This is a genomic window from Limnohabitans sp. 2KL-1 (assembly GCF_003063435.1).
Taxonomy (GTDB): domain Bacteria; phylum Pseudomonadota; class Gammaproteobacteria; order Burkholderiales; family Burkholderiaceae_C; genus Limnohabitans_A.
Genome location: NZ_NESL01000004.1, coordinates 181,235 through 208,230 on the forward strand (window position 1 = coordinate 181,235; position 26,996 = coordinate 208,230).

The 26,996-nt window shown below is 58.8% G+C and carries 34 protein-coding genes and 1 other RNA gene; 24 read left to right on the forward strand and 11 right to left on the reverse strand.

Annotation, left to right across the window (positions count from 1 at the left end):
- Positions 1-149: 149 nt before the first annotated feature.
- From ompA to B9Z47_RS11370, 6 genes are all read left to right on the forward strand, one after another.
- Entirely contained in the window at positions 150-806 is a 657-nt protein-coding gene (gene ompA, locus B9Z47_RS11345) for an outer membrane protein OmpA (RefSeq protein WP_108331355.1), read from the forward strand.
- Positions 807-898: 92 nt separating this feature from the next.
- Complete coding sequence (gene ubiG / locus B9Z47_RS11350) at positions 899-1,609, forward strand: bifunctional 2-polyprenyl-6-hydroxyphenol methylase/3-demethylubiquinol 3-O-methyltransferase UbiG (RefSeq protein ID WP_108331356.1); 711 nt, start codon at positions 899-901, stop codon at positions 1,607-1,609.
- Between the two features lie 7 nt (positions 1,610-1,616).
- Positions 1,617-2,282: an HAD-IA family hydrolase gene (locus tag B9Z47_RS11355; RefSeq protein WP_108331357.1), complete on the forward strand. Its 666-nt coding sequence runs from the start codon at positions 1,617-1,619 to the stop codon at positions 2,280-2,282.
- Between the two features lie 13 nt (positions 2,283-2,295).
- Positions 2,296-2,684: a transfer-messenger RNA gene (gene ssrA / locus B9Z47_RS11360) on the forward strand.
- Positions 2,685-3,057: 373 nt separating this feature from the next.
- Positions 3,058-3,495, forward strand: a complete 438-nt coding sequence (locus tag B9Z47_RS11365; protein WP_233253774.1) for a LexA family transcriptional regulator — start codon at positions 3,058-3,060, stop codon at positions 3,493-3,495.
- 2 nt (positions 3,496-3,497) lie between these two features.
- The gene (locus tag B9Z47_RS11370) at positions 3,498-4,787 is read left to right on the forward strand and encodes a Y-family DNA polymerase (protein WP_108331359.1); all 1,290 of its coding nucleotides are present in this window, start codon (positions 3,498-3,500) and stop codon (positions 4,785-4,787) included.
- 9 nt (positions 4,788-4,796) lie between these two features.
- On the opposite strand, the gene B9Z47_RS11375 is transcribed toward B9Z47_RS11370, so the two are convergent.
- From B9Z47_RS11375 to B9Z47_RS11400, 6 genes are all read right to left on the reverse strand, one after another.
- Positions 4,797-5,474, reverse strand: a complete 678-nt coding sequence (locus tag B9Z47_RS11375; protein ID WP_108331360.1) for an SOS response-associated peptidase — start codon at positions 5,472-5,474, stop codon at positions 4,797-4,799.
- Between the two features lie 54 nt (positions 5,475-5,528).
- Positions 5,529-5,960 (reverse strand): hypothetical protein, encoded by a 432-nt coding sequence (locus B9Z47_RS11380; RefSeq protein WP_108331361.1) that lies wholly within the window; start codon positions 5,958-5,960, stop codon positions 5,529-5,531.
- Positions 5,957-7,315, reverse strand: a complete 1,359-nt coding sequence (locus B9Z47_RS11385) for a recombinase family protein (protein ID WP_108331362.1) — start codon at positions 7,313-7,315, stop codon at positions 5,957-5,959. The genes B9Z47_RS11380 and B9Z47_RS11385 overlap by 4 nt, the downstream gene beginning before the upstream one ends.
- Entirely contained in the window at positions 7,312-7,812 is a 501-nt protein-coding gene (locus tag B9Z47_RS11390) for a DUF2924 domain-containing protein (protein ID WP_108331363.1), read from the reverse strand. The genes B9Z47_RS11385 and B9Z47_RS11390 overlap by 4 nt, the downstream gene beginning before the upstream one ends.
- A 369-nt stretch (positions 7,813-8,181) precedes the next feature.
- Positions 8,182-9,093, reverse strand: a complete 912-nt coding sequence (locus tag B9Z47_RS11395; RefSeq protein ID WP_108331364.1) for an ImmA/IrrE family metallo-endopeptidase — start codon at positions 9,091-9,093, stop codon at positions 8,182-8,184.
- Positions 9,090-9,410, reverse strand: a complete 321-nt coding sequence (locus B9Z47_RS11400) for a helix-turn-helix domain-containing protein (protein WP_108331365.1) — start codon at positions 9,408-9,410, stop codon at positions 9,090-9,092. Before B9Z47_RS11400 ends, B9Z47_RS11395 begins: the two co-directional genes overlap by 4 nt.
- A gap of 229 nt (positions 9,411-9,639) precedes the next feature.
- Between B9Z47_RS11400 and B9Z47_RS11405 the strand changes: the two genes are divergently transcribed.
- From B9Z47_RS11405 to B9Z47_RS11475, 15 genes are all read left to right on the forward strand, one after another.
- Positions 9,640-10,887 (forward strand): hypothetical protein, encoded by a 1,248-nt coding sequence (locus B9Z47_RS11405; protein WP_146185786.1) that lies wholly within the window; start codon positions 9,640-9,642, stop codon positions 10,885-10,887.
- 2 nt (positions 10,888-10,889) lie between these two features.
- Entirely contained in the window at positions 10,890-11,846 is a 957-nt protein-coding gene (locus B9Z47_RS11410; RefSeq protein WP_108331367.1) for a hypothetical protein, read from the forward strand.
- A 55-nt stretch (positions 11,847-11,901) separates the two neighbouring features.
- Positions 11,902-12,126: a DUF2188 domain-containing protein gene (locus B9Z47_RS11415; protein ID WP_108257267.1), complete on the forward strand. Its 225-nt coding sequence runs from the start codon at positions 11,902-11,904 to the stop codon at positions 12,124-12,126.
- A 178-nt stretch (positions 12,127-12,304) separates the two neighbouring features.
- Positions 12,305-12,517 carry a helix-turn-helix domain-containing protein gene (locus tag B9Z47_RS11420; RefSeq protein ID WP_108331368.1) on the forward strand — a complete coding sequence of 71 codons (213 nt, stop codon included), beginning with the start codon at positions 12,305-12,307 and terminating at the stop codon, positions 12,515-12,517.
- Complete coding sequence (locus B9Z47_RS11425; RefSeq protein WP_108331369.1) at positions 12,514-12,993, forward strand: hypothetical protein; 480 nt, start codon at positions 12,514-12,516, stop codon at positions 12,991-12,993. Before B9Z47_RS11420 ends, B9Z47_RS11425 begins: the two co-directional genes overlap by 4 nt.
- Positions 12,994-12,998: 5 nt before the next feature.
- Complete coding sequence (locus B9Z47_RS11430; protein ID WP_108331370.1) at positions 12,999-13,316, forward strand: hypothetical protein; 318 nt, start codon at positions 12,999-13,001, stop codon at positions 13,314-13,316.
- Positions 13,313-14,206 carry an ATP-binding protein gene (locus B9Z47_RS11435; RefSeq protein WP_108331371.1) on the forward strand — a complete coding sequence of 298 codons (894 nt, stop codon included), beginning with the start codon at positions 13,313-13,315 and terminating at the stop codon, positions 14,204-14,206. The genes B9Z47_RS11430 and B9Z47_RS11435 overlap by 4 nt, the downstream gene beginning before the upstream one ends.
- A gap of 2 nt (positions 14,207-14,208) precedes the next feature.
- Positions 14,209-14,805, forward strand: coding sequence for a hypothetical protein (locus B9Z47_RS11440; RefSeq protein ID WP_108257262.1), 597 nt, complete (start codon positions 14,209-14,211; stop codon positions 14,803-14,805).
- Positions 14,806-14,817: 12 nt separating this feature from the next.
- Positions 14,818-16,506, forward strand: coding sequence for a DEAD/DEAH box helicase (locus B9Z47_RS11445; protein ID WP_108331372.1), 1,689 nt, complete (start codon positions 14,818-14,820; stop codon positions 16,504-16,506).
- A gap of 134 nt (positions 16,507-16,640) precedes the next feature.
- Positions 16,641-16,922 (forward strand): DUF6511 domain-containing protein, encoded by a 282-nt coding sequence (locus B9Z47_RS11450; RefSeq protein ID WP_233253775.1) that lies wholly within the window; start codon positions 16,641-16,643, stop codon positions 16,920-16,922.
- Positions 16,922-17,677, forward strand: coding sequence for a PD-(D/E)XK nuclease family protein (locus tag B9Z47_RS11455; RefSeq protein ID WP_108331461.1), 756 nt, complete (start codon positions 16,922-16,924; stop codon positions 17,675-17,677). Before B9Z47_RS11450 ends, B9Z47_RS11455 begins: the two co-directional genes overlap by 1 nt.
- Complete coding sequence (locus B9Z47_RS11460) at positions 17,647-19,866, forward strand: AAA family ATPase (RefSeq protein ID WP_199226368.1); 2,220 nt, start codon at positions 17,647-17,649, stop codon at positions 19,864-19,866. The genes B9Z47_RS11455 and B9Z47_RS11460 overlap by 31 nt, the downstream gene beginning before the upstream one ends.
- Positions 19,867-20,363: 497 nt before the next feature.
- Positions 20,364-20,777, forward strand: coding sequence for a crossover junction endodeoxyribonuclease RuvC (locus B9Z47_RS11465; protein WP_108331462.1), 414 nt, complete (start codon positions 20,364-20,366; stop codon positions 20,775-20,777).
- A gap of 1 nt (position 20,778) precedes the next feature.
- Positions 20,779-21,171, forward strand: coding sequence for a DUF6362 family protein (locus B9Z47_RS11470; RefSeq protein WP_108331374.1), 393 nt, complete (start codon positions 20,779-20,781; stop codon positions 21,169-21,171).
- A gap of 206 nt (positions 21,172-21,377) precedes the next feature.
- Positions 21,378-22,640: a site-specific DNA-methyltransferase gene (locus tag B9Z47_RS11475; protein WP_108331375.1), complete on the forward strand. Its 1,263-nt coding sequence runs from the start codon at positions 21,378-21,380 to the stop codon at positions 22,638-22,640.
- Here the strand turns inward: B9Z47_RS11475 and B9Z47_RS11480 are convergent.
- From B9Z47_RS11480 to B9Z47_RS11495, 4 genes are read right to left on the reverse strand one after another with little or no spacing between them, the layout of a single operon-like run.
- Positions 22,619-22,969 (reverse strand): hypothetical protein, encoded by a 351-nt coding sequence (locus tag B9Z47_RS11480; RefSeq protein WP_233253776.1) that lies wholly within the window; start codon positions 22,967-22,969, stop codon positions 22,619-22,621. The two genes, B9Z47_RS11475 and B9Z47_RS11480, sit on opposite strands and share 22 nt — an antisense overlap.
- 23 nt (positions 22,970-22,992) lie before the next feature.
- Positions 22,993-23,472, reverse strand: coding sequence for a DUF3489 domain-containing protein (locus tag B9Z47_RS11485; protein ID WP_108331376.1), 480 nt, complete (start codon positions 23,470-23,472; stop codon positions 22,993-22,995).
- Positions 23,473-23,485: 13 nt separating this feature from the next.
- Positions 23,486-23,692, reverse strand: coding sequence for a hypothetical protein (locus tag B9Z47_RS11490; protein WP_108331377.1), 207 nt, complete (start codon positions 23,690-23,692; stop codon positions 23,486-23,488).
- Positions 23,689-23,898: a hypothetical protein gene (locus tag B9Z47_RS11495; protein WP_108331378.1), complete on the reverse strand. Its 210-nt coding sequence runs from the start codon at positions 23,896-23,898 to the stop codon at positions 23,689-23,691. The genes B9Z47_RS11490 and B9Z47_RS11495 overlap by 4 nt, the downstream gene beginning before the upstream one ends.
- A gap of 294 nt (positions 23,899-24,192) precedes the next feature.
- Here B9Z47_RS11495 and B9Z47_RS19210 point away from each other — a divergent pair, with 294 nt between their 5' ends.
- A complete protein-coding gene (locus B9Z47_RS19210; protein WP_158271673.1) occupies positions 24,193-24,399 on the forward strand; it encodes an HNH endonuclease signature motif containing protein in 207 nt (68 codons plus the stop codon).
- A 127-nt stretch (positions 24,400-24,526) separates the two neighbouring features.
- On the opposite strand, the gene B9Z47_RS18385 is transcribed toward B9Z47_RS19210, so the two are convergent.
- The gene (locus tag B9Z47_RS18385; RefSeq protein WP_143474000.1) at positions 24,527-24,754 is read right to left on the reverse strand and encodes a hypothetical protein; all 228 of its coding nucleotides are present in this window, start codon (positions 24,752-24,754) and stop codon (positions 24,527-24,529) included.
- A gap of 60 nt (positions 24,755-24,814) precedes the next feature.
- Between B9Z47_RS18385 and B9Z47_RS11505 the strand changes: the two genes are divergently transcribed.
- A complete protein-coding gene (locus B9Z47_RS11505; protein ID WP_100173235.1) occupies positions 24,815-25,273 on the forward strand; it encodes a phage terminase small subunit P27 family in 459 nt (152 codons plus the stop codon).
- Between the two features lie 9 nt (positions 25,274-25,282).
- The gene (locus B9Z47_RS11510; RefSeq protein WP_108331380.1) at positions 25,283-26,995 is read left to right on the forward strand and encodes a terminase large subunit; all 1,713 of its coding nucleotides are present in this window, start codon (positions 25,283-25,285) and stop codon (positions 26,993-26,995) included.
- The last annotated feature ends 1 nt before the right edge of the window (position 26,996 follow it).

Genomic DNA, 26,996 nt, shown 5'->3' on the forward strand with positions numbered 1-26,996 from the left:
TTTGAACGATGGCTTTTCCTGTCAGTCTTGCATTTGACAGAGTCCCCCCTTGTCTATGGCACAATAAAACTCAACGCAGCGGGTGACGGTCATCCGCAGCGTCATTTTTTCGCAGCGAGGCTGCGGCTTTATCCCTCAAGAGGAAGACCATGAAGAAACTGAACAAAGTGGCGATGTTGTTGGCCTCCGCAGCTCTCGCAACCGCCGCTGGCGCGCAAACCATCGACAACTGGCGCAACGGATCCGGCGAGCTGGTTTGGAAAAACGGTACCCAAGAGCTGTGCTGGCGTGATGCCAACTGGACACCTGCAACCGCCGCTGCTGGTTGCGATGGTGCCATCGTTGCACCCAAAGCTGCTCCAGCACCTGCCGCACCCGCTCCCAAGCCTGCTGCAGCGCCTGCACCAGCTCCCAAGGCAGCTGCTCCAGCACCTGCTCCAGCAGCCGCCACCAAGGTGACTTACGCAGCTGACGCCTTCTTCGACTTCGACAAGTCGGTCCTCAAGGCCGAAGGCAAAGCCAAACTGGACGATCTGGTTGGCAAAGTCAAGGGCATCAACCTGGAAGTCATCATCGCTGTGGGTCACACTGACTCCATCGGTACCGATGCTTACAACCAGAAGCTGTCTGTCAAGCGCGCTGACTCTGTGAAAGCCTATCTGGTCTCCAAAGGCATTGAGAAGAACCGTGTTTACACCGAAGGCAAAGGCGAGAAGCAGCCTGTGGCCGACAACAAGACTTCTGCTGGCCGTTCGAAGAATCGCCGCGTGGAAATCGAAGTGGTGGGTACACGCTCTAACAAGTAATCCTTCACCGGATCACGCAAAAAGCCCCAGCAATGGGGCTTTTTTTCGTCCCCACTTTGTTGTCATGGGTGGTTTGACCGACAATTCAGGCCATGAATTCATCTGCTTCTAACGTTGATCCGGCCGAACTGGCCAAATTTTCCGATTTGGCTCACCGCTGGTGGGACCCTGAAAGCGAATTCCGTCCCCTGCACCAGATCAATCCCCTGCGCTTGGAATGGATCCACGGCCTGGTGCCGTTAACGGGCTTGAATGTGCTGGATGTCGGATGCGGTGGCGGCATCCTGGCCGATGCAATGGCGCGTAAAGGCGCCCAGGTTTTGGGCATTGATCTGGCCACCAAATCCCTCAAAGTAGCTCAGTTGCACGCGCTCGAAGCCGGTACCAAGGGCATTCAATACCGTGAAATCAGTGCCGAAGCCCTCGCGGCTGAACAACCGGCGCAATTTGACGTGGTCACTTGCATGGAAATGCTGGAGCATGTGCCCGATCCGGCCTCGGTGGTGAAAGCCTGTGCGCAAATGGTCAAACCCGGCGGCTGGGTGTTCTTTTCAACCCTCAACCGCAATCCGAAATCATTTTTGTTTGCCATTGTGGGGGCAGAGTACATCCTCAAGTTGCTGCCCAAAGGCACCCACGAATTTGCTCGTCTCATCAAACCCAGTGAGCTCAGTGCCTGGGCGCGTGAAGCTGGACTGAATGCCCAAGGTTTCAAGGGCATGGAATACAACCCGTTCACCAAGCGCTACTGGCTCAGCCAGGACACCAGCGTGAACTATCTGCTGGCGTGCCGCAAAGGCTGACGAACCCATGTTCCACAATGTAGAAGCCGTATTGTTTGACTTGGACGGCACACTGATTGACAGTGCGCCCGATTTGGGTGCAGCGGCAGACAAAATGCGGATCGATCGGGGTTTGTCTTCATTTCCTCTGGAGAACTACCGCCACATGGCTGGGGCGGGCGCGCGCGGCATGCTCGGTATCGCTTTTGGTTTGACGCCCGAACACCCTGACTTTGAAGCCATGCGGGAGGAGTTTTTCGTCAACTACGAAACCTGCATGACCGAGCGCACCCGCATCTTTGATGGCGTGGTTGACATGATCGCCCGCTTGGTGGCGCAAGGTTTGGCATGGGGTGTGGTCACCAACAAGTCGAGCCGTTTCACAGATCCCCTGACTGCGGCCATGCCGCTTTTTTCAACAGCAGGCGCGATTGTCAGCGGCAACACCACACCACATGCCAAGCCCCACCCCGAGCCCTTGTTCGAAGCGGCAAGGCGTTTGTCGGTCGATCCTGCCCGGTGTGTTTATGTGGGCGATGACGAGCGCGACATCGTCGCAGGCCTGGCTGCAGGCATGGGCACGGTGGCCGCCACCTATGGTTATTTGGGCCAACAGACCGATATTTCGCGCTGGAATGCCCATTTGCACATTGATTCTCCTATGGACCTCTTGAAATTCCTCCAGAGCGCCTAAAATAGGACGCTCAGGGGCTGCACTGGTTTCGACATGGGTTCGGACGCGTGGCAGGGCATGTCGAGGTTCTGATCCTCGTTAATCTTCGGAAAAAAAACTAACTGCAAACGACGAACGTTTCGCACTCGCCGCTTAATCCGGTGAGCCTTGCAACAGTTGGCCGATAGGCTGGGTTAGGGTGATGGGGGTGTTAAAGCCTCCAAAGTCCTAGCTGCAAGGTAAAACATATGGGCTGGCATCACCTCGGGTACCTTGGGGTGGTGTGAGAAAAAAGGGTGCTGGCTGGGTGTTCAGCGTGTCGCTGCGCGGTTCATTTGGCGAGACTCAAATCAGACGACTACACATGTAGAACTGTACGAAAAAGGCTTATGGACGGGGGTTCAAATCCCCCCAGCTCCACCAATACCAAAACCCCAACTCGTCTGAGTTGGGGTTTTTTCTTGTGCGATCGCGCGTGTTGCCCCGTGTTCTTGCGGGTTCGTGCGGAAACTTGCGGACTTCGCCCACCGCACCACCTGGCCGGTTCTCCGCCTGGTTCTCTCTCTTCCGGCCATTTCTCTCTGCATTCCTCACGCCCGGGAATGGGTCGAAGTCCACAAGAGCCTCCGGCTGAGGTCAACAAGATCAACGACTTACGAGTGGACGAATAGATCGGTTTATTTCCAGCATTGGCGGGCGCGCGGAAATAACAACCTGAAATGCGGCAGTGATTTATACTGGTCAAAAACACAGTATCTAGATGCCAATCCTCAACCTGATCCGACCAGCCCCGACCTTGAGCCAAGTCCCTGTGGACCTGGCCCTGGAGCCGGCTGCGCGCGAGTTGCGGCTCCTGTCGCACAGGATCAGCGCAGGATTTCCGTCGCCGGCCACGGACTATGTTGAGGAGGGGCTCGACCTCAACGACTACCTGGTGCGCAACAAACCTGCGACCTTCCTGTTCACGGTCAAGGGCGATTCCATGATCGGCGCGAGCATTGAAGAAGGCGACAAAGTTATCGTAGATCGAGCCCTCGCGCCGAAGCACGACGACATCGTCGTCGCCGTGGTCGAAGGTGACTACACGCTCAAGCGCCTCTACAAGCACATGGGCCGGGTTGAACTACGTGCCGAGAACCCTGCATACAGCCCCATCGTTTTCAGTGATGGGAGCGAGCTACTGGTCTGGGGCGTGGTGGTGGGTGTGGTTCGGCGCTACAGCTCAAGAGGCTAACCATGACGGCCGCGCCGCAGTTTGCGCTGGTGGACGTCAACAACTTCTACGTCTCCTGCGAGAGGGTCTTTCAACCCCGTCTTGAGGGCATCCCGCTTGTGGTGCTCTCGAACAACGATGGCTGTGCCGTCGCCCGTAGCAATGAGGTTAAGGCGCTGGGCGTGAAGATGGGCACGCCATGGTTCAAGATGAAGGATCTCGCTCGTCAACATGGGATTCGTGCGTTCTCATCGAACTACACTTTATATGGAGACATGAGCAACCGGGCGACCACGGTGCTGCGAGACTTTGCACCCGATCTGGAGGTGTACAGCATCGATGAGTCATTCCTGCGCATTGAGTCCGTCGCACACCTCTATGGGGGTGCCATCCCAATGGGGCATCAAATGCGCAACCGCATCAAGCAATGGACTGGACTGCCTGTGTGTGTCGGGGTTGGCCCCACCAAAACTCTCGCGAAATTTGCCAACCATCTGGCCAAAAAGAACCCCGTGTTCGATGGGGTGTGTGACCTGCATGCATTGTCTCGGCCGGAGAGACTGGCATGGATGCACGGCGTCGAAGTTGGTGAAGTTTGGGGTGTAGGACCAAGAATTACGAAGCGTCTGGCCGCGATGGGCATCACCTCCGTACTGGCCCTTCGCAATGCATCTCCCAAGGAGATGCGAACCCACTTCGGCGTCGTGATGGAACGAACGTGCAACGAACTGCGCGGCATCTCGTGCCTGGAGCTCGAAGACATTGCGCAGCCGAAAAAACAGATCATGTCGTCGCGCAGCTTCGGTGCGCCAGTGGAAACCTTGGCAGAGTTGCGTGAGTCGGTGGCCAGCTACCTCGCAACAGCGGCTGAAAAGTTGCGTCGGCAAAAATCAGCAGCCGGTGCCGTCTATGTATTTCTGCTCACCAACCGCTTCAAGGAGGATGAGCCTCAGTACAACGCCGGAATCACAGTGCCGATGCCTGACGCAACGGATGACACGCTGGTGCTGACGGACGCTGCATTGAAAGGACTGGCCGCAATCTTTCGCCAAGGATTTCGCTACAAAAAGACAGGTGTGATGTTGACCTTGCTCTCCGACAAGACCGCGCGGCAGACCACGCTTTTTGATGACCCAGTCGCTCGGGAAAAGTCGGAACGATTGATGGCGACGATGGATGCGATCAATCGCGAGTTTGGACGTGGGATGGTCCGGTCCGGTGCCAGTGGAGTAGTGCAACGTTGGGCGATGCGAGCTGAAAACCGATCGCCCCGCTACACGACCCGTTGGGATGAACTGCCGTTTGTTCAGTGAGAATTTTGGTTAATCCACCAGCAATGACCTGATCTTCGATGGCGCCACATCCGTCTTGAGCGCCTCGGCTGGGTACAGATGGAGGAAATCAGCACTTTGCTGGGAATCGGCATTCAGCCAGTCGTCGTATCGGTGCTCAGGCAAGACGACCACCATTCGCTTCTCATCATTCGGTTTGTGGAACTGATTCATCAGCGGGTGCTGGTCCGCATTGATGGTCAACATCGTGAAGCTATGGAGTACTTCCCCTTTGGGCGACTTCCACCATGACCACAGACCCGCAATCCCCATGGGCTGACCATCTGAGCGGGAAATGCGAGTGGGAACAGCTTTCCCAGATCGCCAATCGGGTTCATAGATAGCGTCCGCAGGGATGATGCAGTGATGCGCCTTTTTCCACGCATCACGGAAGCTCGGTTTGGAGGCCACGGTCTCAGTGCGCGCGTTGTAGGTTTGCCTGGCGATCTTGGTGTCCGTGGCCCAGTGTGGGACCAGACCGAAAGATCCCAGCAGTGCCTCGCGCTCCGGCACAGCCTCGTCACCAACGTCCGCGAATTCATGTCGACGCACGAACGGTCCCAAGTAGCCAGGCCACATATCCCACTTGCCACCCTCCGGAATATCGTCCAGTCGAAAGTGGCTCTTTAGTATTTGGCGATCGCGAACGGATTCAAAGTGGCTGCACATGGCTCCATGCTACCAAGGCAGCCGTAAAGGGCAAAAGTCAAATTGCCATGCAAATCACAAACAGAGAAGCGCCCGTTGGTCATCCCACAGCAGTGGAGTTCCGGATGCCAGATCGAACAGGGTGACATGGTCCGGCAATGACTCGTCCAGGATGGCTGCCACGATGTCCGGGGCCAGTGTGGTGAGGTTCACCATCCTGCTCACGTAGGCGCGGTCCATCCCTTCCATCTCGGCAACCTCGGCCAGGTTCCGTGCCTTGCCGGACTCCAGGATGGCCAACCATCGATGGCCACGAACCAGGGCCAACTGCATCGGGGTGGGCTGGTTGTCCCACGCGCGCGGCTGCAAGGCCGTGCCGTCCGGCAGGGTCACCGCTTTGCGCCGACCGCGCCTCGTGATCTTGATGGGGATGGTCACGTTCAGGCTGCCATTGCTGGCGCTGACCACATCGGCATCGCCAGTCGCTTTGATCTTGATCTCGTTCACGCTGCTACCTCCTCAACTTTCTGCTCGTGGTCCGGCAGTTTGATCTCCGCAGCAAGCCTCTCAATGCCATTCGGCCGGAACTGCACTTCAATGTTGTGTGGCGTGACCACCACCTTCTTGATCAGCAGGCGGACGATGCGCTCCTGTTCGGCTGGGAATAACTGGTCCCAGACCTTTTCAATCTGCAGCATGGCGATGCAAACTTTGGCTTCGTCTGCCTGGTTGTCCGTTGCAGTCAGAAGTTGCGCCACTCGGGTCTTGAGATCCGGGGCGCGGAGGATCAAGCGCAGCTGCTGGACCACATTTGCTTCCAATTCGATTGCTGGCAACCGTGGTAGACCGGAAGCTCCTGCGTGTTCTTTGTTTTCGCGTGTGTGGATGTAGTACCGGTACAGCTTGCCTGCGCCCTTACGGGTCCATGCCACGGTCAACGCCCGACCATCGGCGCCCTCAACGATGCCCTTGAGCAGGAAGGGAATGGCGGCGCGGGTGTTGTTGCCTCGGGTGCGCGGGCTGACTTTCAAGATGGACTGCACTGCCTCCCAGGTGCTGGGCTCAATCAGAGGCTGGTGCTCACCTTTGAACCATTCTTCCTTGTGTCTTAACTCGCCAAGGTACGTCCTGTTGCCCAGCAGTTTGTAGATCAGGCCCTTATCGATCAGCTTTCCCTCGCGGAAATTGCCGTCCTGGGTGGTCCAGGCCTTTGATGTGACCCCGTCCATACGCAACTCTTTCATGAGCTTGGTGGTGGAGCCCAGTTCCACGAACCGCGTGAAGATGTGCCGGATGATCTTGGCCTCGCGCTCGTTAGGGATCAGGCGGCGGTCCTTCACGTCGTAGCCTAAAGGTGGCACGCCACCCATCCACATTCCTTTGCGCTTAGACGCCGTGATTTTGTCGCGGATGCGCTCTCCGGTCACCTCCCGCTCGAACTGCGCAAAGGACAGCAGCACGTTGAGCATCAACCGGCCCATGCTGGTCGTGGTGTTGAACTGTTGTGTCACCGAAACGAAGGACACACCGGCACGTTCGAATACCTCGACCATCTTGGAGAAGTCGGCCAGGCTGCGAGTGAGACGGTCAATCTTGTAGACCACCACGATGTCAACGCGGCCTTCCTCGATGTCATTCATGAGCCTACGCAGTCCAGGGCGTTCCATGTTGCCGCCAGAGAAACCGCCATCGTCATAGTCGTCTGCTACCGGAATCCAGCCCTCGCTGCGCTGGCTGGCGATGTAGGCGTGACCAGCTTCCTTCTGGGCATCGATGGAGTTGAAGGACTGGTCCAGGCGTTCGTCGCTGGACACGCGGCAGTAAACGGCGCACCGCTGGCGGCGCTTGAGAACCTCGCTCATTTGCGTGCTCCCTTCTTCGCCGGCGTTTTAGGTACTGCGGTGGTCTTCAGGCCAAAGAACACCGGCCCAGACCAAGCGGTGCCGGTGATCTCCTTTGCGATGCGCGAGAGGCTGCGGTACGGGCGTCCCTCATATTCGTAGTGGCCCTCGACCGTGGCCATCACCTGGTATTCCTTGCCTTGGTACTCGCGGGTGAGGATCGTTCCCGCCATTAGATGGAAATCGCGCTCCAGCTTCTTGTTCTGGCCGGAATCCATGATGGCCTGGATCCTGCGCTTGTTGCGGTCGACCATGTTGCGATCGATCTTGCGGAACTCGATCTCCTGCAGTCGGAAAGCGATGCGCCGTTCTAGGAACTGGCGGTTGTGGGTCGGGTTGTCTGCCCCAAACAGGCTCTTCCAGAGGGCCTTGATGTCAGACATCGACAAATCGGGCAAGGAGGTGATTTGTGCCAGCACCGACGGAGGCGTGGCATAGGGTGATTGCGTGGTGGTCATTTGGACTCCGTGACTTTGGTTGACGGGTCCGTATGAACGCTCTGGTGGCCGGAATAGCCAAGTCCTAAATGGCTCTTGGAGGCCGCATTTGCGGACTTCGCGACAGATTGATCCCACACACGGGATACGCCCCGCGCCAGCAGGGCAGTTACCTCATCCATGCGCTCTGATACGGTCATGGAGTCGGGTGGGCGGCGGTTGATTTCTTGCATTGGTTGCCAGTCCTTGATGTTCAACGATCGAAGGAAAAAATTGTCCCCGGGGGACCATGGCAAGGCCAGTGGGAAGTTTGGGACTGGCTCGGAGAGATGCGGAGAATTGCCGACGGCCGCAAAAAGCGGGTGGCATTGACTTCAAGAATTGATGGCGCTATCGATTCAGAGGTTGACCATTGCGCGTGAACCGATCAAACGTATCCTCTTCTGCCTCATCATCTTCGTGTGTCGGGCGTCGCCATTCAGCCTGAGGCAGCAGCAGCAAAGTGAGCTTGTAGTCGTATTGACCAGCGCTTTTGACCAGCTCTTGAGCGCGGACATAGCCTGGTTCGTTGGCGAGCCAAGTGTTGGCTCGAACATCTTGCTGGCTAACGGTCGTTTCTGCATTGGTGCTGTGGGCCAACGCCGTTCTTGGAAGCTCAATGACGTTCTTTCGGGTGGCGAAATATGCCCTTGACTTGAATGCATCCTCGTTCGATTTGGCCCAGAGCATGTGGTCGTCACGGCTTGCTATCAGGATCGCGCGCTCTGGCGCGATGTCGATCCACCGCAGAGCCGCTGCGGTGAGCGAGACGCCGTATCGATCTGCGCAATGTCCTATCAGATCAAAGCTGATGGGCTGGCCGTTGACTTGTCTACGGAAGTCATCGTACGGCATCAGCAGTGTCGATGCGAATTGATCTGCCTCGGCTTCGATGTCCCGTTTACTGCGTTCACCCGTTGAGATCTCATCGTCGAGGCAGGCGAACTCATTCTGGAGTTCCCGATGCACCATGTAATGCCCCAATTCGTGGGCGACCGTGAAACGCTGCCGCCCCTCCGAGCCGTTGCCGTCGTTGTAAACGATGAGCCACTTGGTCTTTGACTTGTTGGCTTTGAGCATTCCCTCGAAGCCATCAATGCGCTCGCCCTGGATCTTGGTGATAGGGGAGTCTGGGAAGCGCTGGTGCGTGTATTCAAGCGCCAACTGTTGTACGTCCACCGGGTATCGATTAATGCCCAACACCTGGTTGAGCATTTCCGAGATTTGGTTGGCAACAGCCATCGGGCGCTTGTGCTTGGTCATTCGTCTTCCCAGGCGTCCAGGATTTTTCGCAGCTTCTTCTTTTCGAGGTCTGGCAGCAATTGGTATTTGCGGAAGAAAGCTTCGTCAGCTACTTTGTTGTTGGGGGTTGGCTCTGGAGAGCTGACCAAAAATTCAGCAGTCACGTCGAGCGCTACAGCCAGTTTGTTGATTTTTTCCAAGGATGGATTGGCCTGTTCCCTGTTTTCCAGCTCCCATAGGTAGCTCTTACTGGAATCGGTCATTTGGGCCAACTGCTCAAGACTTAACCCTTTTGAATTACGAAGGTGCTTGATTTTTTCACCGAGAGGTGATGCCACTTGTCGCTCCTAACTTGTCCACATGGATACCCACAGGATACCACCATATCGAACGAATCCGTACCTGCTTGACATGATCAGCAGCCGCCAGTAATAATCCGCACAAGTTCGTTTTAACGAACGATTCCGGTCGGTGGAGTATTTCGGCTCCCCTGACTCTACGGTGGCAAGGCCATGGATGCGCAAGACAAGGATGCGCACGCAGGCCATAGCGACAAGGAAAAAACAAATGTCAGCCTTCAACTATCGCGATCTCGTGCGCCAGGTGCGCAACCAGTACTGGGAGTTCTACTTCCAGGCCCGAAAAATCGAATTGCCCGAAGGGGCAACGTGGTCTCAACCCGAAAAGGACGTTCAGGCCAACATTCAAAACGGCTTCGAAGCCTTGGATGAGGGGCGGCTGGACTCCGTTTACGCTGAACTGCGCCGAGTGAAGTTCTTGGCCACTGTGCGCGGGGTCCAGGCCCTGCGCAACACGGTGCCATTGGGGCATGCGATGTTGGACGACTTTGAGCACCACATCAGTGACGCCGAGCGGGCGCTGTGGGCGTTGATCAACTGGCCCACCAAACTTGCTGAAGCCGAGTCCATCATGCAGGCCGATGCGGAAATTGGAAAGCGCTCATGGCGTCGTATCCAGCTTCCGCCTGGGCAAGAGTTGCACCATGAGGCTGTCGACATCGACCCCCTGCGCAAGGCCCTGGCTGAAGCCTTCACACCCAAGAAAGGCCGACCCCGTGCATGCGAGATTGACGTGCTGACACGCCATCTCGACGGTGGGGTTCAGTTGGACATCCGCGTGGAGGACAACCTTCAGCGTAGCCTTGAGTTTGGGGCCGATGACAAGACGATGTGGCGTGACGTGCGTCCGCCCCTTCGTATGACCGCAATCATCTACTCAGAAAGTGGGGTAATTGACTTGTTGGTGGTGGGTGGTGAGAAAGCGCGGCAGAAGCTGATTGGCCCCCTGGGCACGCATGTGTTCAAAAAGCCCCTGGAGCCGATGGCTGTGAATCAGCCGCTCTTTCTGCTCAACCGATTGCGTGAAGGTGTCGTGCCGGACGAGCACAGCGGACTGGATCTGCATGACCATGGGGTGATGAAGGTCCGGCTCTCCGAGTGCCGCCTCCGCTCGGTTCAAAGGCCCATGTGTGATTACGTAGTCAAGCCGCCAGCGGACAAAGATGCGCCTGATGCATTGGAGTGTGTGCGTGTGCAACACACAGCGACGCTCATGGGCACTGGCTTCAATTTCATCAGCGCAACCGTGAGTCTGTATTTCATGCCAGAGGGGGACTCCAAGAAAGGTCGGGCGCTGCACATCGGTTTGAAGCCGACGGGCATCAGCAACCTGCGGGACATGGATGAAGAGGATGCCCGACTGGCGGAAAAGCTCGTACTGGCATTGGGGGTAATGCAGCAGCCACCGACCGCAGAAGCAGCCGATCAACCTGCAACTGCCGTTGAAGGCGCCTGATCGTGGGCCCCATCAATGCGCCTGCATTGGCGGAGCTGTCCAGGTTGCTGGAGCAGCCTGGGCATCATCTTTTGCCAGATGCAGTGTGGGTCAGTGGCCAAGCTGAGGTGTTCAAGCATCTGAGGGATGTTCAGGCGCTGAGTCTTGGCCCTGAATTGGCCGACGGCGTGTTGTGCCCAGACTGCATGAGCGGTGCAATCCAGCCCGAACAAGTCGCACATGGATCACAAATTGAGCTTCGGGCCTACTGTGGCGAGTGCGGCTGGGTGCCGCTGGCGAAAGAGCGCGCGCGTCTTTGGCAGGCGAGCCCTGCCAAGGTTGCCGACTGGCTCAACGCGTCATTGGGATTGAGGTCGCGGTATCCGGTCACAGAGATTGTCAACGGCGTGCTGTGGCATCTGGGGGAGCGTGAATACAAGCGGCATCGTCACAGCCTGTTTTTTGGATGCCAACTGGCAGCAAACCAAGCCGAAGTGGACAAAGCCCTTGATAAGGCTGCAGCACCCGGCATGGATCTGACCATCACCACCAGTGACATTGAAGCTCTACAGCCTGGGCGACTGGGTCGTCGGTTGTTGGTGCCCCTGAGAGCCGTTGCGCAACTTCGCAAGGGCAGCTTGGTCATTGAAAACCTTGAAGCCTATATCGATGGCCTTGCCCCTCTCGTCGTCTCAGACGAAACATCGCTGCGGCTTTTGGAAACCAAACGGGTGGCATTGATCGGCGGTGCCGAAGTCTCGCTCTCACCGCAGGTATTCAAATTCCTGAAGGTGTTGCTTGACGCTGAAGGCGATGAGGTTCACAAGCGTCTGCTTGCCAAAGCGCTTGAGATTCCAGAAAACTTTAAGTTTGCCAACATCAAAAAGCGGCACGCTGAGGTGTTCGAGACCTTTGTGCAATCAGACCAGAAGGGCTACTACTGGCTGCACCCCGACTACCTGCTATCCGAAGGGGGGTGAACCGATCAGCACTCAACCCCCTCAATATCAACCGCTTACTTTTGAAAGACAACAAATGACTGGAAAAAACCAACACGTAGTTCGACGTGACGACCAATGGGCCGTCCGTGGCGAAGGCAATACCCGTGACACCTCGCTGCACAACACGCAGGCCGAGGCAGAGCGCGCAGCGCGCGAGATCGCGATCAACCAGAAAAGCGAGGTTCTGATCCATGGAAGAGACGGTCGCATTCGCGATCGCAACAGCTATGGCAACGATCCATCACCGCCCAAAGGCTGATTTGCCCAATAAGCGACCTTCAAGAACGGCCCGGACTAACCCTCCGGGCCTTTTTGTTTCTGGCAGGTGTATTTGCCGCATTTGCCCACCCCTTTAGGCCTCTTTGCCCACCCCTTTGCCCACCGGTCGTTTCCGAAACTTTCCTCACGTTTTCGCAATCACTTGAAAGGAGAAAAACGTGAGTGTTAAACACCTCAATCAACGGCAATTGGCTGACCGTTGGGACCTTAGCGAGGCCACGCTGGAACGCTGGCGCTCTGAGGGCATCGGTCCTGTCTTCCTCAAACTGCAAGGCCAGGTCCGTTACCGGATCGAGGACATTGAAGCCTTCGAAGTCAACAGCCTGCGCCGGAGCACATCCACGCGTGAAGTAATCGTAGGTGCAGCATGAGCACCGATCTGACCTTCACGCCCGAACAGGTGCTGGCCACCCCGGCAGGCACGTTGGCGCAGCAACCGGCTGAACTGCTCTTCAGCATCAAGAGCGCCGCCGCTGATTTGTTGGCCGCTGGCAAAGCCCTGAGTGATCACATCGATCAGGCCATCGACTTCAAGTGGGGCGAGCGCGCCCGCAACCTGCGCCACGACGCTGGCAAGGACACCGGGGTCGTGCATTTCGATGACGGCGATGTGCGCGTCACTGCAGAACTGCCCAAGAAAGTCGAGTGGGACCAGACCCGCCTGGCCGACATGACACGTCGCATTACCGAGAGCGGTGATGACCCCAGGCAGTACGTCGAGATCACCTATCGCGTGAGCGAGACCAAGTTCAACGCCTGGCCCGAAACCCTCAAGTCCGCCTTCGAGGTTGCCCGCACGGTCAAGACCGGCAAGCCCTCGTATCGCCTCGCCCTCATGAAGGAGTAATTGCCATGTTCTTCAAAAAGAAAACTGCTGTTCAGAAATTGCGTGAGCGCCCTGACTGGTACGTGCGCGAACTGCCCGAGGAAATTTTCGTTCCGGCACTTGATGGGCATCGCCCAGATGACATGACCATCGCGCTGGAAGACGCCACGCTGGACGACCTGGCCTTTGCCATCGTTGGCATTGAAGCCCAGGTGGCACAAGCCCGTCGTGGTCTTAGTGGCCTGCGTGAACTCTATGAGCAAGCCCGCAAACGCGGAGGCAGCGGCGCCAATACGGTGTCCGAAGTGTTCTTCACCGACGAATTTGCGGAGGTGGCCAAATGAACCTGCCCATCATCACCGCAGACCAACGCCTGGCAGAGCGCCGTGGCGTCAAGGGCGTCCTGGTCGGCAAGTCCGGCATCGGCAAGACCTCCCAGCTCTGGACGCTGCCCCCGGCATCCACGCTGTTCTTCGATCTTGAGGCCGGTGACCTGGCTGTCGAGGGCTATGCAGGCGACACCATCCGTCCCCGCACATGGCAGGAGTGCCGCGACTTCGCCGTCTTCATCGGTGGGCCGAACCCGGCCCTGCGAGATGACCAGCCCTACAGCGAGGCTCATTTCCAGGCCGTGTGCCAGCGCTTTGGTGATCCAGCCGCGCTGGACAAGTACGAGACGGTATTCGTTGACTCGATCACCGTGGCCGGCCGACTTTGCCTGCAATGGAGCAAGGGCCAGCCACAGGCCTATTCCGAGAAAACCGGCAAGCCCGACAGCCGTGGCGCCTACGGCCTGATGGGCCAGGAAATGATCGGCTGGCTCACCCATCTGCAGCACACCCGGCGCAAGAACGTTTGGTTTGTCGGGATCCTCAACGAGGCCCTGGACGATTTCAATCGCCGTGTTTTCACGCTTCAGATTGATGGCTCCAAGACCGGCCTGGAGTTGCCCGGGATCGTCGACGAGGTGATCACGTTGGCTGAGATCAAGGCCGATGACGGCAGCAGCTACCGCGCCTTTGTGTGCCAAACGCTCAACCAGTGGGGCTACCCGGCCAAGGACCGCAGCGGTCGCCTTGATGCCATTGAGGAGCCAGACCTCGGCCGGCTCATGCGAAAGATCGCCGGCCCCGCGCGTCCGGCCAGCGAGCGCCTGGACTTTGCCCGTCCACAGGCCAGCGTCGCTGAACCGGCTTCCAACACCACCCCCGCAATTACCTCTCAGGAGTCCTGATCATGACTTTCTTCGATTTCAACTCTGCCGCCGAGCAATCCAGCTACGACCTCATCCCCAAAGGCACGGTGGTGCGCGTTCGCATGACTATCAAGCCGGGTGGCTATGACGACCCGTCCCAGGGCTGGACCGGCGGCTATGCCACCCGCAGCATGACCACCGGTTCTGTTTACCTGAACTGCGAGTTCGTAGTGCTCGAGGGGCCGTTCGCCCGTCGCAAGATGTGGTCCCTCATTGGGCTGTACAGCGCCAAGGGTGCCGAGTGGACCAACATGGGGCGGACCTTCATCAAGGCCATCCTAAACTCCGCTCGCGGCATCAACCCCAGCGACAGCAGCCCGTCCGCTCAAAACGCCCGTCGCATCAGCGGTTTCTCCGACCTGGAGGGTATTGAGTTCGTCGGCAAGGTCGACTGGGAGAAGGACCAGAACGGCCAGGACAAGTGCGTCATCAAGTCTGCCGTCACACCTGACCACAAAGAGTACTCGGCGCACATGAACGGCGCAGCGCCTGCGGCACCCAGTGCGCCGGCTGCCAACGCCTATGCGCAGGCCACCGGACGCGCACCGGTGCCGGGTCGTCCCAGCTGGGCTCAGTAAGGGGGAGATGCCATGATTCTTCGCCCCCGCCAAGCCTTGCTTGTGCAGAGGACCCTTGCGGCCCTCGGCGAGCATGGCAATACCCTGGCCGTTGCGCCCACCGGTTCGGGCAAAACCGTGATGCTGTCGGCCGTGGCTGGCAGCCTCCTGGCTGAGCCCGATGCCAAGGCCTGCATCCTGGCCCACCGTACCGAACTGACCGGTCAGAACCGGTCCAAGTTCGAGCGCGTGAATCCTGGTCTAAAGACCTCGGTTTACGACGCCAACGAAAAGTCCTGGGATGGCAACGCCACCTTCGCAATGGTTCAAACGCTCTCGCGCAAGGCCAATCTGGAGCAGATGCCGACCTTGGACCTGCTGGTCATTGATGAGGCGCATCACGCTGTTTCGCCCAGCTACCGCGAGGTCATCGACCAGGTGCTGGTCAAGAACCCGAAGGCGGCCATCTGTGGCCTGACCGCTACCCCGAACCGGGGTGATGGAAAGGGGCTGCGTGAGGTGTTCAGTAACCTGTCCGACCAGATCACCCTGGGCGAGATGATCGCCAGCGGTCATCTGGTGCCGCCCAGGACCTACGTCATTGATGTCGGCACGCAGGAAGCCCTGCGCAAGGTTCGCCGCACCGCCATCGACTTCGACATGAACGAGGTCGCGTCCATCCTCAACAAGACCCTGATCACGGAGTCCGTGATCACAAATTGGAAGGCCAAGGCGCGGGACCGCAAGACCATCGTGTTCTGCTCAACCGTTGAGCACGCCACGGATGTTTGCAGGGCATTCAATCAAGCGGGCATCAATGCCGTCCTGATTCATGGTGAGTTGTCTGATGTCGAGCGCAAGGATCGGTTGGCTTCCTATGAAAACGGCAACGCCCAGGTGGTGGTCAATGTTGCGGTCCTGACCGAGGGTTACGACTACACGCCCACATCCTGTGTTGTCCTGTTGCGCCCGAGTTCCTACAAGTCCACCTTCATCCAGATGGTGGGCCGGGGTCTGCGCACGGTTGATCCGCAGGAGTTCCCGGGTCTGGTCAAGACCGACTGCATCGTGCTGGACTTCGGCACGGCCAGCCTCATGCACGGCGCATTGGAGCAAGAGGTCAATCTCGAAGGGCATGACCACGATGGGGAAGCACCCACCAAGGATTGCCCGGAGTGCGGCGCCATCGTGCCTCTGGCCGTGATGGAGTGTCCGTTCTGTGACCACGTATGGGAGCGCTCGGAGACCCCGGATGCTGGTGTGCTCGACAAGTTCGTGATGAGCGAGATCGACTTGCTCAGCCGCTCGAACTTTCGCTGGTGCGACCTCTTCGGCGCAGATGACGCGCTCATGGCCACGGGTTTCAATGCCTGGGGCGGGATCTTCTTCCTCAACGGTCGTTGGCATGCCATCGGTGGCGGCAAGGGAATCAACACCTGTCTGCTGGCGGTGGGTGAGCGCACGGTATGCATGGCCAAGGCCGACGACTGGCTGAACGACCACGAATCCGAGGACTCGGCGCACAAGACCCGTCGCTGGCTCAACGAATCGCCCACACCAAAGCAGCTCCAGTATCTGCCGCCAGAGTTGAGGGCTGACTTTGGTCTGACCCGCTACCAGGCCTCGGCGCTGCTGTCCTTCCGGTTCAACCGCAACGCCATCGTTCGTCTGGTCAATGCGGCCAACGATGCCCACGCCCACCAGGTTCTGGAGGCTGCGTGAAATGTGCCGTCTGTCACCGCAAAGCCAAAGGGTTCGGCTGGTTCAACCCTCGTGTGCCCCATTCGGATCCTTCTCGCCACAACGACAAGTGGGTGTTCTGCTCGCGTCGCTGTCAGGAGGCCTTCTCCAAGCTCATGAACAAAACGGAGGGGCAGATGATCGACCCCAGTGACATGGAGATCGCCGCCATGCAGTCCTGCCTGGCCCCGCTGGGTGAGTACGTGGGCTCCATTGGCATGCAACGGCCACTGGCCGACTACAGCCGGCAGGAGGTTCTCACACTCATCGATGTGGTCGTGTCCGCTTATCAGGACCGCATGCTCGAAGAGCATGAACGCATGGCTGCCAAGGACCGTGCCTTCCTTGAGCAGCGTATTGCCACGCAGGCTGCAGGCCGGCAGCAAGGACGGGTGTGATGCTGGACTTCAATCACCGTCCCAAATTTCATGAACAGGTCGGCTCGCTCATTGATGACGCGCTGGCGCTGGAGCGCGACGCGCAAACGCGGCGTGACTATCTGGGCGCTTCACGCCTGGGAGTCGCCTGCGAGCGTGCGCTCCAGTTCGAGTACACCCGCACGCCTGTGGATCCAGGCCGGGAGTTCTCTGGTCGACTGCTGCGGGTATTCGAGGTGGGCCACCAACTGGAAGACCTCGCCATCCGTTGGCTGCGCCTGATCGGGTTTGACCTGTACACCCGCAAAGCTCAGGGTGGTCAGTTCGGATTTTCCGTGGCGCGCGGCCGCATCAAGGGACACGTCGACGGCATCCTGAACAGCGGACCGGCGTCACTGGGTATGGGCTATCCCGCGCTGTGGGAATGCAAGACCATGAACGACAAGTCCTGGCGCGACACAGTCAAGAACGGTGTGGCCAAGTCCAAGCCCGTCTATGCCGCGCAGATGGCGATCTATCAGGCCTACATGGAGGCCAGCATTCCGGGGATCTCGCAGAACCCTGCGCTCTTCACAGCCATCAACAAGGACAGCCAGGAAATCTGGTTCGAGTTGGTCCCCTTCGATGGTGGCCTCGCTCAGCGCATGTCCGATCGGGCGGTGCGTGTCATCACGGCCACCGATGCGGGGGAAGTTCTTCCCCGATTCTCGACCACGCCAACCCACCAGGAGTGCCGCTTCTGTTCATGGCAGGAACGCTGCTGGGGTGGGTCTTGATGCATGAGTCTAGCTACTTCGACTTCAACGATGCAGCGGATCGCTTACCCGGGACGACAGAAGATATCGAAGGATTGCGCCATGCGCTGATCGATCGGCTCGAGTCCGTCCTGCTGTTCCTGTTCCCCCAAGGGCGTATCCGGGGTGGGAAGTTCTATGTGGGTGACATTGACGGTTCACCCGGCAAGAGCCTCGTGGTTGAGATGGAGGGCGCGCGACGCGGGCTTTGGTTCGACTTCGCCACTGATATGGGTGGCGATGTGTTCGATGCCTGGGGCCTGTCGCGCAACCTGTCCGTCAAGACAGATTTCACCCGGATCCTTGAAGAGGTTCGGCAATGGTGTGGCGTGGCGCCACCCATCAGCAAATCCATCAAGCGCGACGTCCGGCAGCAGCCGGTCGATGAACTTGGCCCCTACACCGCCATCTGGGACTATCAAACTGCCGACGGCACGCTGATCGCCCGGGTCTACCGCTATGACCCAGAGCCTGGCCGCAAGGAGTTCAGGCCCTGGGATGTGCGCGCCCGGATGTGGCGTGCCCCTGATCCGCGTCCGCTTTACAACCAGCCAGCCATGGCGTCAGCCAGGCAGGTGGTGCTTGTGGAGGGTGAGAAGTGCGCCCAGGCTTTGATTGAGCTTGGGGTGGTGGCCACCACCGCCATGAACGGCGCGCGCGCGCCCATCGACAAGACCGATTGGTCGCCCCTGCGGGGCAAGGATGTGGTGATCTGGCCTGACCGGGATCTCCCCGGCTGGGATTACGCAGAAAGTGCAGCCAAGGCCTGCGTCGCGGCGGGCAGTCGCTCGGTCGCCATCGTTGTGCCGCCCGAATCAAAACCAGAGAAGTGGGATGCAGCTGATGCGGTCGCCGAAGGCTTTGACTGCAAGGCCTTCATCTCAGCTGGCGACCGCATCACGGTCAAGACCAGCACCTCGGCTCTGCCCATCTACACCATGGGCGAGATCCTGGATGACGACACCCCTGTGCCAACTGATCTCGTCTCCAACCGGATCGTCATGCACGGTTGCGTCACCGTGTTCGGCGGTGCGCCCAAGGTCGGGAAAAGCGATTTCCTGCTGGCGTGGCTTGCCCACATGGCCGCTGGCGTGGCGTTTTTGGACATGGTGCCTGCGCGACCGCTCAAGGTTGTCTACATCCAGGCCGAGGTTCGCTACCCGTACCTCAAGGAGCGCATGCACAACATCGTCCTGCCCAAGGAAGCATTGGCGCTTGCCCGTCGCAATCTGATGGTCACGCCCCAGCTGCAACTGGTCCTCAACGACGAGGGGTTGGAGCAACTGATCCAGTCCATCAGCGCCCACTTTGCTGGCGAGCCTCCAGACATCATTGCCATCGATCCGATTCGAAACGTGTTTGACGGCGGCGGTGTTGGCGGTGAGAACGACAACGACGCGATGATGTTTTTCCTCACGCGTCGCGTGGCCAAGCTGCACCTTGCGGTCAATCCGGACGCGGGCGTGATCCTGGTCCATCACACCAAGAAAATCACCAAACGCCAGTTCGAAGAAGATCCGTTCCAGGCCTTTGCCGGCGCGAGCAGCCTGCGCAGCTACTACTCCGCCAGCCTGATGCTGCACCGGCCTGATGAGGCTAGTACGGTGCGTCAACTGATTTTCGAGTTGCGCAACGGTCCTGGACTGCCAACCCGCTGCGTCGACAAGGTCGATAACCAGTGGATGATCGTGAACGGCAGCGAGCGGCTGGTCCTCAAGGAATATGGTCATCGGCTTGATGCCGAGCGACTGCGCAAGCTCGATGTGATCCTGCAGATCCTGCTCGACGAAAGCCTAAAGGGCAACTGCTACACCGCCAACCAGTTCGCCGAAGCCTTCGAAGGCAAGGCCGGCCTGGGCGGCGAGCGCACCATCCGCGAGCGTCTGTCTGCCCTGGCCACACAGGGCTACATCAAGTATTTCCGCAACGCACAGGACTACGGGCTGCCCTCGATTGGGCGTTCCAAGTTTGGCTACCTGTGCGTCGAGGACATGGTGGTCAACCTGCCCCAGGGCGACCCAGATCCGGACACCGGCGAGGTGCCCACGGTGCCGCATCGCGTCCTTCCCACCCACTACAAGTGCCCGCTTTCCGGGGCGGCTATGCCCGTCGAGAACCCGGAAGTGTGGGTCTACCCCGAAACCAGCAATGACCCACAGGAGTCCGAATGAACACGATTTGCCAAGATAGAGACATCACGGTTGGCGCGTTGGCGAGCGCACGCATTGGTGCGCAATCGCACGCACGCGCCATCATGTGCCGCGCTTTGGAAAATGCCCGCTTTGGCCAGCATCTGTGCGATGGCACACACAAGAGCACGCAGGAGCAAGTTGGCAAAAACAGGGGCGGAAGTTGGCAAAGTTTTGCCAACTGGATTCAGTTGGCAGACCGTTGCCAACTTAATTCCATTACGAATCAACGACTTAGCCATTTTCCGGTTCAGTTGGCAGTTGGCAGTTGGCAAAAGTTGCCAACTGAGCCAAGTCCTTGTTTTTATTCACTTTCTGCCACTTCTGAAGTTGGCGAAATCTCCCCCTCCTACTACGTAGGAGAGGGGGCTGATGCCCTCTCTCCGTTACGTAGGGATCTTGCCCACTCGGTCGATCCGGTGCCGGCATCACGCACCGTGGTCCTTGCGATCGATCTGGGCACCACCACCGGATGGGCCATGCGAACGATGGACGGTCAACTCGCCCATGGATTCACCAGCTTCCGGCCCAGCCGCTATGAGGGCGGTGGCATGCGCTATCTGCGATTCAAGCGCTGGCTCAGCGACATGCGCCACCTGGCCAGCGACATCCACAGCGTGTACTTCGAAGAGGTGCGCCGGCATGCCGGGGTGGATGCAGCCCATGTCTATGGCGGCCTGTTGGCCACGCTGACCGCCTGGTGCGAGCACCACAACCTGCCGTACCAGGGCGTACCAGTCGGAACGATCAAACGCCACGCCACCGGCAAAGGCAACGCCAGCAAGGACGAGGTCATGCAGGCCATGCGGGCACTGGGGCACCCGGTGACCGACGACAACGAAGCGGATGCCTTGGCGCTCTTGCACTGGGCTTTGGACACACAGGAGGGATGACATGGTTGCAGCAACACTCGCATGGACGACGGACGACGTCGCCAACTGGCTCATCGAGGCCGCACGCACGGCACATCGCCTGCCACCGGTGAGGGTGCAGGGCCACTTCAACGTCTGGCCCACCATCGTTCGCACGGAGTACGAGCGTATGGCCAGTGACGATGCGCCGGTCTACCGATTTCCGCCCACGCCTGCAGAGGTTGAACGCATGCTCGTGGTCATGCAGTGGGTCCGGTGTCTGGAGGTGGAGCAGCGAAAGCTGGTGTGGATGCGGGCCGAACGCTGGCGCTGGTACGACATCGGCAAGCGTTTCGGGGTGGCACCGCGAACGGCCCAGCGCCACTGGGAAGTCGCAATTCAGGTGATCACGGACCATATTTCGCGTGGAGGTTGATAGGCGTTTCGTGTCACCACTGACCCATGCGAAGCGATCCGAACAGATGCGGAAAAAACGCGAATTTGGGTGTGTCGCGTTTTACCCGGATTCGCGATAAATTCTGTCTACGGTCGCGAGAGATGCGTCTCCGATCACACGATTTCACGAACCCGCCCGGTGGCCCATGTGGCAAGACCCGGCGGGTTTTTTCATTTCTGGTCCCCATGAATCCTATTCACATCGAGTACCGCCAGGTCGAAGCACTGATCCCCTATGCCCGCAATGCCAAGCTGCATTCGGAGGCACAGGTGGCCCAGATCGCGGCCAGCATTCGTGAGTTCGGTTGGGGCGCTCCGATCCTGATTGATGGACAGAATAACGTGATTGCTGGTCACGGTCGCCTGCTGGCAGCACGCAAGCTCGGACTGCCCGAGGTGCCTGTGGTGCCCCTTGAACACCTGTCGGACACGCAGCGCCGCGCCCTGATCCTGGCCGACAACAAGATCGGTGAGAACGCATCCTGGGAAGACGAGTTGCTGGGCATTGAGTTGGCCGACCTCAAGGACGCTGGCTTCGATCTGGGCCTGACCGGCTTCTCGCAAGAGGAGTGGGAAGCCCTGATCGCTGGTGAAGATGCCACGACGGATGGCTTGACCGATGAGGACGCAGTGCCCGAGGTCAGTGAAACGCCCATCTCCAAGACCGGAGACATCTGGATCCTCGGCGAGCACAAGCTGTTGTGCGGCGACGCCACCAAGCCCGATGACTTCAAAGCCCTGTTGGGTGAGGAGTTGGTGGACATGACCTTCACCGACCCACCCTACAACGTGAACTACGCCAACACGGCCAAGGACAAGATGCGGGGCAAGAACCGCCCGATCATGAATGACAACCTGGGTGAAGGCTTCGGCAGCTTCCTGCTGGACGCCTGCATGAACATCCTCACCCACACCAAGGGTGCGGTCTACATCGCCATGAGTTCGTCGGAATTGGACACGCTGCAATCTGCCTTCCGTGCAGCGGGCGGTCGCTGGTCCACCTTCATCATCTGGGCCAAGAACACTTTCACACTCGGGCGCGCGGATTACCAGCGCCAATACGAGCCGATTCTGTATGGCTGGCGCGAAGGCACAGATCATTTCTGGTGTGGCGCCCGTGATCAGGGTGACGTCTGGAACGTCAAAAAGCCGGCCAAGAACGACCTGCACCCGACCATGAAACCGGTCGAACTGGTCGAGCGTGCGGTGCGCAACAGCAGCAAGACGCGAGACCTGGTGCTTGATCCGTTCGGCGGCTCGGGCTCCACCTTGATTGCCTGTGAGAAGTCAGGGCGTCGCGCCCGACTCATTGAACTCGATCCCAAGTACGTCGATGTGATCGTCAAGCGCTGGGAGGAGTTCACGGGTCGCAAGGCCATCCGGGTGGGCGAGCCCATCCCTGAAGGTGAGGCCGTAGCTGATCCCGATCAGCCCAGCCTGGCCACATAACGGCCGCTGTCCCCGCCGGACGGATCCACGTACAGGTATGGACGACCCGGTGCGTGGACTTCTACGCACAACCGGCCCAACATGAAATACCCGCCCTTGCCCTTAAGCCAGTCGCGTGACTTGTAGAGGTTTTTGGCAAAGCCATCGAATTCCTCTGGATCCATCACCCGGGTCTCGGTCACATAGACCACGTAATCACCCGTGGCGGCGATTTCGGTGATGTCCGTGGGCTTGCGTCCGAAGGACAGTCGGATGCTCAACTCTTCAACCTGCATCTCCTGGCCATCGAACGTGATGGTCAGGGGCTTTCTCTCGATCGTGATGGTCATTGTTTTTATGGCTTGGCTCCTGGTCAGGCGACGCGGTAAATCCGCTGTCCACCAGCCTCTTTCGTCGAGGTGATCTCCAGGCCGAGCTTCTTCTTGAATGCGCCGGCAAACGTTCCCCTGACCGTGTGGGCTTGCCACTGTGTGGCCTCGCAAATCTGTTCGATCGTGGCGCCCTCGGGGCGCTTGAGCATGGCGATCACCTGCGCCTGCTTGCTGTTGTCTCGGGTGCGTGGCTTGGATTGCTCCGCCACTTCAATGATCTCTGCGAGTACTTGGGCGCTCACTGGCGCTTTGAGAGGGACACCTAGGGCCTCGTAGCCTTCGGCAGTCATGAGCCAGTCTTTGCCGCCCTCGGTGATCAGGGTTCGCTTGGATAAGCCGTCGATCACCTTTTGGCGAGCACCGCCCTTGATGTTCTCGGGGAACCAGATGATCTTGCCCTCTGTGTGCTGATGGGCGTGAGTCAGGATGGCGCGCTGGGAAGGGGTGAGTTGAATGGTCATGGTGTTCTCCTGATTAAGGTTGTGTGTGATTGGTTGTTGGATTGACCCTGGCGGACTTGCGACCAGCTTCATAGGCAGCTTCGAGCGCCGCCTTGATGCCCCAGACGCTCACGTCGTGAAAGTCGAGCCGGTCGCTGTGCTGGGTCTCCAGGGTCTCGATGAAAAGGTGTTGCTTGGCGATCTGGTCGAGCAGCTGTTCGAGCTTCTTGTCTGCCTTCACTTGGGCGCCTCTACTTGATGGATCTGGCGGGCGCGATCAAAGCCGACCCAGTCGCCTTTGAGATCCAAGCCTCTTGAGGCCATTTCCTCCCGGGCCAGTTGGTTGAGGTCCAACTCTCCGCGTGCCGCGGCAGCGAGGACTTTGTTCAGCGCGATCTGGATGAAGCCCAGCTCGTCGACGGTGAATTCGGTGCTTCGATAGGTCATTGGCAATTTCCTTGGTTTGTTGATGGTGTTCGTATGAACGCTCTGTTTCCCGAGGAAGCCAAGCGGAATCTCCGAAGCAGTTGCTTCTTTCTTGAATCAGTTCGAAGGCCGCTGCAGATGCCCCTAAGCGCACCCACTCCCTGCCGATATCCGGGATGCGCCGCGGTGGTAACGGTGCCCGGGTTCTGCGACGCTCACAGGCCCTTGATTCATCGCGATTACGGGCGTGCGCGGCGTGGGTTCGATGCGGAGGCGGGCTTCTATCAGTCCAAGCCGTGGCGCTCGGTGAGGGCCATGTTCTTGCGCGGGCACCCGCTGTGCTGCGCCTGTGGTTCCAAAGGTTTGCTGGTGGCGGCCCGTGTCGTGGACCACGTGCGGCCGATCAAGGACGGCGGCGCGCGGTTTGATGTGAGCAACCTGCAGTCGCTGTGCGTGTCTTGTCACAACCGCAAGACCGCCCGCGAGTCAGCAGGGCGGTCAGTAGCCCCCCAGGGGGGGTGAATCTCTAGGGATGGCGAGCCACGATGCGTGCGCCTGCCAAGATTTTTGCGCGTGCAAATTGAAACCTAGGGGGGTTACCCCGAAGGCAGCCTAATGCCGGGCTTCGCCGGTCGGGGCTAAGAGCCGATCAGTTGAGATCGGCGATGAACTTTTCGATATTGATGGCTTTGGATTTCCCCACCGAGCGAATGATGGAGTTGGCGACGTTTTCTTCAACGACGCTGTTCCATTTGGAAAAGCTCTTGTCCGTCACGCTCTTGTCAAAAGCAGATCGTACCGCCTCACGCCCAGCTTTCATATCAGCCGCCAGAGCGGACTGAACGAGGCATTTTGCGATGACGTCGGCTTTGCGCACTGGGAGTTTTCCGGTGGGTTTGAAGCCTCCATATTAACGATTACCAACGACTGAACCCAGATGGCCGGACGAAAACCACTCCCCACGGAGATCAAAAAGCTCAGGGGAACCCTGCAAAAGTGCAGGACCAACCCGCATGAGCCACAGCCCCAAGGGGATCTGGTTGCGCCGCCCGAGTACATGTCGGACGGAGCCAAGCAGGCCTGGCGCTATGCCATTGACAGCGCGCCCGAGCATTTGCTGCGCAAACTCGATATGTCGGTGCTGGAGGTTTGGTCATGCGCCGCTGACCTGTACCGCAAGGCTCAGATAGGAATCACCAAGACGGGACTGCTGATCAAAGCGCCGAACACCGGTGTGCCAATGCAGTCGCCGTACCTGGCCATCGCGAACAAGCAGGCCCAGATCATGACCAAGGCGGCGGTGGAGATGGGATTTACGCCAGCCTCTCGTTCGCGTATCACACAGCCCACAGATACCCAGATCGATCTCGATCCTTGGGCGGACATAGCAGGCTGAGACTGAACTTTGGCAGCAGATAACTACGCCGCCGTTGCCCGCAAGTATGCGCAGGCAGTCGTTGCCGGTGACATCCTGACCTGCAAATGGGTCCAGCGGGCATGCCAACGGCAGTTGAACGATCTGGCAAAGTTCAAGGGCAAGGCAAGTCCCTACCAGTTCAACCCAAAGCTCACCGACAAGGACGGGCGGGAATTCCATCCCGCTGACAACCTGTGCGCGTTCATTGAACGCCTGCCCCACGTCAAGGGGCCGCTGGCAGGCGAGACGATCAAGTTGGAGCCTTGGCAGGTGTTCATCCTGACCACCGTATTTGGATGGGTCAAGCCTGACGGTAATCGCCGCTTTCGGCGCTCGTACATTGAGGTGCCACGTGGCAACGCTAAGTCGACCCTGTCGTCTGCGCTTGCGCTGTACATGCTGGCCGCCGATGGTGAAGGTGGTGCAGAGGTTTACTCTCTGGCCACCACCCGCGACCAGGCGCGCATTGTGTTTGGAGATGCCCAGACCATGGCGCGCAGGTCACAGGGCTTTCGCAGCCGGTTTTCTGTCAACGTCGGTGCGCACAACATGAACGTGCTGCAGACGGGATCGAAGTTTGAAGCGCTCTCTGCAGAGGGTTCGACGCTTGATGGCCTGAACATTCACTTCGGCTGCATTGATGAATTGCACGCCCACAAAACCCGCACCGTCTATGACGTGGTGGAGACCGGGACCGGTAAACGAGACAACTCACTTCTGTGGGTGATCACCACCGCAGGCAGCAACCGTTCAGGTATTTGCTACGAGGTGCGCACCTTTGTGACCCGGCTGCTCGATGGCGTGTTCGAGGACGACAGCCAGTTTGGCATCGTCTACGGGCTGGACGATGGGGACGACTGGACCAGCGAAGACTCGCTGATGAAGGCCAACCCCAACTGGGGCATCTCGGTGCGCCCGGAAATTCTGGGACCGCTGCAGGCCAAGGCCATGCAGTTGCCCAGTGCGATGAACAATTTCAAGACCAAACACTTGAACGAGTGGGTCAACGCCGACACCGCATGGATGGACATGCGCTCCTGGGACGCCTGTGCTGATCAGGACCTGGACATCGAGTCCTTTGTGGGCCAGCCCTGCTGGGTGGGCCTGGACCTGGCCAGCAAGACGGACATTGCCGCCTTGGTGATTGTGTTTGTCCATCCTGAAATTGCCGATGCATTCGCTGTCTTTGGCAAGTACTACCTGCCGGAAGATACGGTCAACGCCAATGGCAACAGCCAGTACCCTGGCTGGATGCACACCGGACGCCTGACGGTGACGCCGGGCAATGTGATTGATTTCAGTTGGATCGAAGCGGATCTGAATGATCTGTCCTCTCGCTTTGCGGTGCAGGCCGTTGCATTTGATCCGTTTCAGGCGACGCAACTCTCGACTCGAATGATGAGTGAGGGTCTGCCCATGATTGAAGTGCGTCCGACGGTGCTGAATTTCTCAGAACCGATGAAGACGCTTGAAGCCTTAGTGCTTCAAAAGAAATTGGTTCACGACGGCGACCCGGTGCTGGGCTGGATGGTCAGCAACGTGGTGGCCCATCTGGACGCCAAAGACAACATTTACCCACGCAAGGAGCGAGCAGAAAACAAGATCGACGGCGTCGTGGCACTGATCATGGCGCTGTCGCGCGCGATCAAACCGGGGGACTCGGTGGTGCTGGGATCCGACTACGAGTTGATGTTGCTCTGAA